The organism is uncultured Blautia sp. (assembly GCF_902497045.1).
In the GTDB taxonomy this organism is placed as follows: Bacteria; Bacillota; Clostridia; order Lachnospirales; family Lachnospiraceae; genus Blautia_A.
Window position 1 is genome coordinate 1 of sequence record NZ_CABVDF010000213.1, and the last position, 5,138, is coordinate 5,138.

General features: G+C 40.7%; 3 protein-coding genes and 1 pseudogene. 1 reads left to right on the forward strand and 3 read right to left on the reverse strand.

Features of this window, described 5'->3' with window-relative positions:
* Positions 1-179 precede the first annotated feature (179 nt).
* Complete coding sequence (secG, locus tag RDS42_RS12405; RefSeq protein ID WP_177276464.1) at positions 180-416, reverse strand: preprotein translocase subunit SecG; 237 nt, start codon at positions 414-416, stop codon at positions 180-182.
* Between the two features lie 172 nt (positions 417-588).
* Here secG and RDS42_RS12410 point away from each other — a divergent pair, with 172 nt between their 5' ends.
* Positions 589-2,577, forward strand: a complete 1,989-nt coding sequence (locus RDS42_RS12410) for a hypothetical protein (RefSeq protein ID WP_308783930.1) — start codon at positions 589-591, stop codon at positions 2,575-2,577.
* Here RDS42_RS12410 and eno read toward each other — a convergent pair.
* Both eno and RDS42_RS12420 read right to left on the reverse strand, forming a co-directional pair.
* A pseudogene (eno, locus tag RDS42_RS12415) lies at positions 2,540-3,427 on the reverse strand (phosphopyruvate hydratase); the annotation flags it as partial. The gene RDS42_RS12410 and the pseudogene eno sit on opposite strands and share 38 nt — an antisense overlap.
* A gap of 31 nt (positions 3,428-3,458) precedes the next feature.
* On the reverse strand, positions 3,459-5,066 hold the full coding sequence (locus tag RDS42_RS12420) for a recombinase family protein (protein WP_308783931.1): 1,608 nt from the start codon (positions 5,064-5,066) through the stop codon (positions 3,459-3,461).
* Positions 5,067-5,138: the final 72 nt, after the last annotated feature.

Sequence of the window (5,138 nt, forward strand, 5' to 3'; positions counted from 1 at the left end):
ATTTATGATTATCTTTCGAAAACTTTTTTTTCTTTTCCCAGACTTTTTTTCTGCTCACTTGAACTCCTTTTTACTTTTTGTACTGCTTCTGTCTCCGTTCACAATAACTTTCTCTCACAGATTAGTCAAAAAAACACTCTTGTGCATTTACAAGAGTGTCTCCGTTTTCTTCAAAATCCTTAGAAATTCATATTTAAAACAATGGCCAGAACAAAAAACAAAACAGCCATAATGGTTGTTGCTTTTACCAGACCACCTTCCATAGAACGTCCCTTGTTTTTACCCCAGTATGTATCTGCAACACCTGCGATAGAACCAAGACCCTGCTGTTTGCCCTCCTGCAGAAGAACTACTATTGTAAGAGCAACGCAATCTATGGCAAAAATTACCGTAAGGATAATTCTTAATATCTCCATTTTGGGTTACACCTCCTAATCAACTATTGCTTATTGTATCACATGGATATCCGGATTTCAACAGTTTTTCTCTAAAATCCTTGACAACCTTCCTTCTTTCGTAGATGATATATTGAGAAAGACTTATGTCTTTTTCAAACATTGATTAAATTTTAAAAGGATGCGTGTAACCATGAAAACTTCAACAAACAAAATCTTGTCTTTTCTTCTGTCTCTCGCACTTTCCTTTGGGTTTGCCGTATGCTGTCTGCAAGTCCCGGCACTTTCCAATGCCATCAGTTCCAAAGGAAACATCAATCTTCTTACCTATGCAATAGCAGTAATACTATTCTGTCTTGCCTATCTTCTGTTTTCTCTGCTGTTGGCTCATTTAAAAAAGCCCTCTGTCCTGGATAAGCCTTACCCGGCCACCATTGCGGCCATGATCCTGTCAGCAGTGAACATCCTGTTCCTGATCCGCATGTTTCAGTTGGAAACAGAAGTGTATGGATCTGTATCTGTTCGTTATATCTGGCATATCATACCTTTATGGCTGGCTGCTGCAGCTTTACTCCTGGAAGCTGTCTTTTTTTTCTCCTTTATAAAAAAAAGTTCTGTTTCTGTAAAACCTTCTGCAATGATAGCTTTTTACGGAATGCTGACGCTTCTGATCGGCTACAATTTTTATACTCCTGAAGTTTTTCTCAGAAATGAGCCGGACCGGCTTCATATGAACGCCTATTTTAATTCCATATACAATGTCCTTCACGGAAGTCCTTATACCGAAAATACTACCAGCATTTACGGACATTATGGAATCCTGTATAAACTGCCCATGAAACTTCTCGGAGGAGATCTGATCGACTTTATTCTCCTGAATACCCTGGTAGGTGCTCTGAGTTTTCTGGCAGCGTTCCTCGCACTGCATTTCATCGTAAAAAATGACCTTTTACGCATCATTGGCGCGGTAGCATTAAGTTTTCCTGTGCTTGCCATGAGAAGCGGCATCTACTGGCAGCTTTGGCCTCACAGAGTGCTGTTTATGTGCCTCATGCTCTGCTATATGGCATTTTGTGTCCGCTATAAAAAGCTGAACCGATTAAGCTGTATACTGGGATACGGTATTGTTTTCCTTGGCATACTCTGGAACACTGAAAGCGGACTTTTCTGCGGAGCAGCCTGGGCCGGATTCTGGATCCTGAAAAGCCTTTGCCGCAAAGAGACTAAAATATTTTATGTTATCCGAACTGCCTTTCTCCATGTTTCAGGGATCGTCCTTAGTTTTCTTGGCGCCTGGGGTACCGTGGAAATCTACAACCTGGCAAACGGCGGGACAATTATGGGAATCCGTGAATTTTTATTCCCTCTACTTCAGTCCTCCTATATGGATGATCTTTTAAGAGTAGATCTTCCGGATTTTGCCAGTGCTTATATGAGTGTTATTGCTCTGCTTTTCCTTGCCTGTGCATGGGGAATTTCCCATATGTGGTTTCTGCGCAGAAGCGGAAGTGCCGATTCCAAAGAATACCTTCCCGCATGTTTTGCTTTTGCAGCTGCTGTACTTTCACTTGGTCAGATTACCTATTTTATAAACAGAGCCGCCTACCATAACCTGGAAATTGCCCACATCCCCTGTATTCTTCTTCTGTGTCTGCTTGCAGAAGGAGGCATGAAAGCATTTCGCAGTTTCCGTTTTAAAAACCTAAATCAATTCAAAGGTATGGATATTTTTCGATGTTTCTTCACCGGAACAGCTCTTTTGATACTTATGACTGTATGTACTGGAAATTTGATCCAGTATGGACAAAATACAGCTCTTCGTGAAGAACTTCACAACAAACAGGAAATCAACGACTTTGCAGCTCATATTGCAGCCAACATCCCGGAAAACACCTATGCATTTGGCATTGGTGTTCCCGAGATTTATTCCATCCTCCGCTGGGATACCAGCTGCTATACTCTGGATCTTCCTGATCTGTCTTTGAGGCCGGAAGCAGGAGATCATATCATGGATGATATCAGGGAAAAACAGATTCCTGCCTTCCTGGCCGGAGAAGGAACCATAAGCCGTATGGAAAAATACAGTTCAAAAGAAAAAAGCAAATGGCTTCTGGATACTTATCAGGTATCTCAGACCTTTGAATTTAAAGGTGCGGTTCTGCAGTATTACACCCTGAAATAAACGGATCTTCATATACAGCCAGCTCTCCCAGATTCTCTGCGATCCGGAGGAGCTGGTTATATTTTGCATTTCTGTCCGAACGACAGGGAGCTCCTGTTTTGATCTGCCCTGCTCCTGACGCCACTGCCAGATCTGCAATAAATGTATCCTCCGTCTCTCCAGAACGATGAGAGATCACTGTACGATACCCGTTTTTCTGTGCCAGTTTTACAGCATCCAGTGCTTCTGTAACTGTACCAATCTGGTTGACCTTTATAAGAACAGCATTTGCCGCCCCCAGTTTGATTCCACAGGCAAGACGCTTCTGGTTAGTAACAAAAAGATCATCTCCTACCAGCTGGATCCTGTCTCCCAGACACTCTGTCATTTTTTTCCACCCTTCCCAATCATCTTCTTCCAGTCCATCTTCAATAGAGATAACCGGAAATTCATCCAGGAGACTTTCATAATATTGTATCATTTCTCCAGAGTCTCTGAGTATTTCCCTGCCCTTCATCTGACTTTCTCCCGGAAAATAATACACACCTTTTTCTTTATCATAAAGTTCGCTGGCCGCTGCATCTATGGCGATCATTACATCTTTTCCCGGATGATATCCCGCACATTCTGAAGCATGGACCAGCAAGGCTAATACATCTCTGGAATCCGCAAGATCCGGTGCAAATCCGCCCTCATCGCCCACCGCGGTAGATAAATTTTTCTCTTTCAGAATGATTTTCAGGTGCTGATAAATTTCCACACACATCTGCAATCCCCGGGAAAAGTCTTCTGCTCCGCAGGGCATGATCATAAATTCCTGAAGATCCACGGTATTATCCGCATGCTTCCCCCCTTGTGTCAAGCTAATGACACAAAATTTTTGTAATTTGTCCAACATCATTTTAACTGCAGATTTTCTGTGCCTGCTCTACATACTTTACCAGTTCATCAGCAAAATTCCATTCAATTTCTATTCGCTTATCATTATATACCTTGATACCACGAATAAAAGTTGCTGCTATCTCTCTGGTTAATTGCTCATTTCCTTCAATTAAATCTGTCAGACACTGCCTGCCATCTGATGGAATTTCAAATAAACGTTCAGCCGCTTCACTCTGTTCTGTCTCCATTTGCGCTATCGCTAAGGTTTCTTTCTCAATTTGTTTATCCAGCTTGTCATTTTTTCTGGTGAACTCTTCTTCTGAGATTTCTTCCATTGCATATCGCATATATAGTTCAGTCTTCTGGTGCTTGTATCTGCTAATACTGTCTTTGGCATCCCGAATCTTTTTTGCAGCTCCATTCACTTTTGATTTTAATTCTGCTTTCTGTAATTCGAGTACCGGTTCAGCATCATCACTGATCTTTGCAAACAGCTTTATTGCCCTGAAAATCATCTCATTGAACTCGTCATCATATAAATTGTCTGTTACACAATCTTGATTTGCCGCATTAAATTTCCTTGCGCACTTAAAGTGCGGATTGCATCTGGTTACATGCTGTAGATTCTGACCGCATCCCCCACATTTTACCAATCCTTTCAGCGGATAATTATTATTGTGGGTTTTGCTCCTCTTTCTGGAATTTAATTCCAACTTTTCCTGTACAGCATCAAACACCTCTTTAGAAACAATCGCTTCATGCGTACCCTCAACCACAATCCAGTCTTCTTCTTTTGTTTTCAAATGCTTATTACTTCCTACTGTAGCAACTTTCCATTTACCGCCAATCGTAGTTCCCGTGTACGTTTCTGTCATCAGTATCAATCTTACAGTTACCGGATACCAGATATATTTTTCTGTTGTTTTCTTTACACCAGTTTTCAGAACTTCTCTTTTATATTGACCCGGACTCATAATTTTCTGCTCATTCAGATAACGTGCCAGCTGAGTGATATTCATTCCCTCAAGATATTTCTGAAATATCATCCTCACAACAGGTGCCGTTTCCGGATTAATCACGAGACTCGTCACATCTTCATCAGGCTTCAAGTATCCATATGGTGCTCTGGCACCCATATACTTTCCTGCTTTCTGACGCTGTAACAAAGTCTTTTTTACTTTAACGGAAGTATCAATGCTATGATGTTCGTTAATAATATTTCTGAAACCAACATCTATTCCCGGCATACCAAATTCATATTTCATACTATCAACATTATCATTGATTGCTATAAATCTCACATTCAGAAATGGAAAAATCTGCTCCAGATATGTGTCAACCTCTATATGATTCCTGCCGAATCGTGAGAGATCTTTCACTATAATTGTGCTGACTCGTCCGTCCCTTACTAATTCCATCATACTTTTGAATCCTGGGCGTTCGAAATTTGTTCCACTATAGCCATCATCTTTGAATTCTAACACTTCCGCATTTTTGAACTCATTTTTACTGGCTATGTATTGCCCTATTACAATTCTTTGATTTGTAATACTGTTAGATTCATCCAGTATATCATCATCTTCCAGAGATAATCTCAAGTATTTTACTACGCACTTATCATTTGACATCTAACCACCCCCTCTTCCAATTTTTTTGCTAATTCCAGCAATTCATCCTGAAGTTTGAATTCAATTTCAATT

Bases quoted from the DNA above. Each gene is read 5' to 3' on its own strand.
- RDS42_RS12410 (WP_308783930.1), top strand. From the start codon at position 589: ATGAAAACTTCAACAAACAAAATCTTGTCTTTTCTTCTGTCTCTCGCA.
- secG (WP_177276464.1), bottom strand. From the start codon at position 416: ATGGAGATATTAAGAATTATCCTTACGGTAATTTTTGCCATAGATTGC.
- RDS42_RS12420 (WP_308783931.1), bottom strand. From the start codon at position 5,066: ATGTCAAATGATAAGTGCGTAGTAAAATACTTGAGATTATCTCTGGAA.